Here is a 2,801-nt window from a genome sequence, read left to right as displayed (position 1 = left end):
GTGACCGTGGAGTGCCGCGTTTCAGCCGGCCAGCGACCGGGCCCGGGTGCCGCCCTTGGCACCGAGCCGCAGCCCGCCCGGGTGAGCCTTGGCGGCGACCGTGCCGTCCGCTTCCCGCCGCAGCGTGAGGTCGACGTCGACCCAGTCTCCGGCACGCCGGAAACGGACCGGGCCGGCGGCCAGGTCGGAGGTCAGCGAGCCGTCCGGGTTGGCCCAGGTGGTGGTGGACTCGGAGCGTTCGGACAGGGCCTCGACGCGCTTGCCGGACAGCCGGGCCAGAACACGGGCGGACGAGATGTCGGCCGCTTCGCTCGCATAACGGGGCTGGGGCGCCTGCTGGGGCGGCGGGGCCGCCAGCGCCGGCGGTGCGGCCGGGGCCACGACGCCGGCCAGCAGCAGCAGAGCCGCCGCTGGAAGTGAGACCGATCGGATGTGCACCTAATCCTCCACTGTGGACAGACGAAGCAGCGGGGATCTGCGCGACCGGATGGTGGGCACCAGAAAGAACGGGCAGGACAGCACCCGCCGACAACGCAATCCCCGTTACGCCGGGGCGGCGTTGTCGCCCCGGCGCAACGAGTCAAACACCTGCGGTGCACGGAGGGCAAGAGAACTTCTCGTGCCGGACGCTCAGATCACATCGACGCCGGTGAGCGCCTGGAGCCCTAGTTGGTCACGTCCCGGGTCATGAAGTTCGCCCACGCGGCTCCGAGCAGCACCACCAGATAAACCAGCTGCAGCGCGGCGCCGCGTTCGATGTCGCGCCAGAGCACCGGCTCGCGGAAGAAGTCGATCCAGGCCAGCCAGTAGCGGGTCGGCAGGTACGGCCGGACCGCGGCCGCCGCGTCCAGCGTCACCAGCACCTGGCTCACGACCAGCACGGCCAGCGCCCCCATCGCCGCACCCAGCGCCGAGTCGGTGACGGTGGACAGGAACAGCGCGATCGCCGCCACGCCCAGCATGGACACCGTGATGTAGGCGACCGTGGCGAGCAGCCGCCAGGCCAGTCCGGCCGGGGCGATCGTGACGCCGGACAGGGAGGTGACGTCGGCCGGCAGCGTCACCCCGGTGCTGTCGGCCTCGGCGCCGAACAACGCCAGCCCGGTGACGTAGGACGTGACCAGCACGGTCGCGATGGCGAAGAGCACGAACACCACCAGCGAGACCAGCTTGGCCACCAGCAGCCGGGTCCTCCCCACCGGGCGGATCAGCAGGTAGCGCAGCGTGCCCGCGGATGCCTCGCCGGCCACCGCGTCCCCAGCGAGCACAGCGACGGACACCGGCAGCAGCACCGGCAGGACCAGGGCCATCGCCGCGGCCGGATACAGGGCGCCGTTGCTGAGGACCGCGGACAGGAAGGCGCCGCCCTGCCCCGGTGGCGGCGGGATCCGGGTGGTGGCCAGGAACACCGCGACGATGAACGGCAGCGCGCACAGCAGTGCCGCGATCACGTACGTGCGCGGGCGGCGGAACAGCTTGGCCAGTTCGACCCGGATCATGCCGTGCCCCCTTCGACGCGGTCCGAGCTCGTGGTGGTGGCCTCCAGCACGACCTGTTCCAGCGAACGCCGCTCGCCGGCCAGTTCCACGACCCGCACGCCCGCGGTGACCAGCTCGGCGTTGAGGTCGTCGGGCGCCTGGTGGCGTACCGTCAGCCGGTCTCCGTCGCGGGCCTCGACCCGGCCGTCGAGCAGCGCGACCACCCGGTCCGCATCCGGGGTGTGCAGCACCACCCGGCCGGTCGGCGCGCGCAGCGCGGCCAGGTCGTCCTGCAGGACCAGCCGGCCGCTGTCCATGACGCCCACCCGGCTGCAGAACGCCTCGATCTCGGTCAGCAGGTGGCTGGAGAGCAGCACCGTCGTGCCCTCGTTGTTGAGCTCGGTCAGCAGGTCGCGGATCTCCCGGATACCCCGCGGGTCCAGCCCGTTGGTGGGCTCGTCGAGGATCAGCAGCCGGGGCGTGCGCAGCAGCGCCGCGGCCAGGCCGAGCCGCTGCCGCATGCCCAGCGAGTACGCCCGGACCGGCCGCCGGTCGATGCCGGCCAGCCCGACCCGTTCGAGGGCCTGGTCGACCCGCCGCCGCCGGTCGCGACGCCCGCCGCCCGGCCCGGCCGCGTCGAAGAGGTTGAGGTTGGTGCGCCCGGGCAGGTGCGGGTACATGCCTGGGCCCTCGACCAGGGCGCCGACCTGCGGGAGCACCTCTCGCACCCGCCGGGGCACGGGCAGGCCCAGCACCTCGATCTCGCCGCGGGTGGCGAAGACCAGCCCCAGCAGCATCCGGATCAGGGTGGTCTTGCCGGAGCCGTTCGGCCCGAGCAAGCCGTAGCGGTCACCCTCGCGGACCTCCAGATCGACCCCGCGTACTGCGGTGGTGCGGCCGTAGCGTTTGGTCAGGTCCCTGGTGATGATCATGCGGTCCCTCCGGCCAGATCGGCGGCCACCCGTTCCAGCAGCGGCGCGTCCACGAAGCCGGTGACCAGGTATGTCCGCTCCGCCCGCACCGCCAGGACGTTGAGCAGGCCGGCCGTGATCAGCACGGCCTCCCCGCCGGGCACGGTCAGCCGGCGTCCCCAGCGGGCCGCGTTGCGGAACACGTCGTCGCCGAGCCGGCCGGGCAGGCCCAGCGCCACGAACCGGGCCAGGCCGGTGCCGTAGACGCCCACGACCGGCACGCCCGCGACGCTGTCCTGGCGGGGGAAGCCGGCGAGGCTGTCCGGCGGGGTCAGCGAGTCCCAGCGGTCCAGGGCGGCCAGCACGTCCGCCGCGGAGGTGGTGGCCGATCCGATGCCGGGCCCGGGAGCCG

4 protein-coding genes are annotated in these 2,801 nt (G+C 73.3%); all 4 read right to left on the bottom strand.

Features of this window, described 5'->3' with window-relative positions; all coding sequences use genetic code 11:
* Positions 1-21: 21 nt before the first annotated feature.
* On the bottom strand, positions 22-438 hold the full coding sequence (locus AB0C29_RS41955; protein WP_360832979.1) for a hypothetical protein: 417 nt from the start codon (positions 436-438) through the stop codon (positions 22-24).
* A gap of 227 nt (positions 439-665) precedes the next feature.
* The gene (locus tag AB0C29_RS41950; RefSeq protein WP_360832977.1) at positions 666-1,499 is read right to left on the bottom strand and encodes an ABC transporter permease; all 834 of its coding nucleotides are present in this window, start codon (positions 1,497-1,499) and stop codon (positions 666-668) included.
* Positions 1,496-2,410 (bottom strand): ABC transporter ATP-binding protein, encoded by a 915-nt coding sequence (locus tag AB0C29_RS41945; RefSeq protein ID WP_360832975.1) that lies wholly within the window; start codon positions 2,408-2,410, stop codon positions 1,496-1,498. The genes AB0C29_RS41950 and AB0C29_RS41945 overlap by 4 nt, the downstream gene beginning before the upstream one ends.
* The coding region (locus AB0C29_RS41940; protein ID WP_360832972.1) for a hypothetical protein at positions 2,407-2,801 on the bottom strand (395 nt) is incomplete at its 5' end. The genes AB0C29_RS41945 and AB0C29_RS41940, both read right to left, overlap by 4 nt.

This window comes from Actinoplanes sp. NPDC048791, from assembly GCF_040650095.1.
Classification (GTDB): Bacteria; Actinomycetota; Actinomycetes; order Mycobacteriales; family Micromonosporaceae; genus Actinoplanes.
Note: the sequence above shows the minus strand (reverse complement) of the source record. Positions and strands in the feature narration are given on the sequence as shown.

Coding starts and splice junctions, on each gene's coding strand:
- AB0C29_RS41950 (WP_360832977.1), bottom strand. CDS start 1,499: ATGATCCGGGTCGAACTGGCCAAGCTGTTCCGCCGCCCGCGCACGTAC.
- AB0C29_RS41945 (WP_360832975.1), bottom strand. CDS start 2,410: ATGATCATCACCAGGGACCTGACCAAACGCTACGGCCGCACCACCGCA.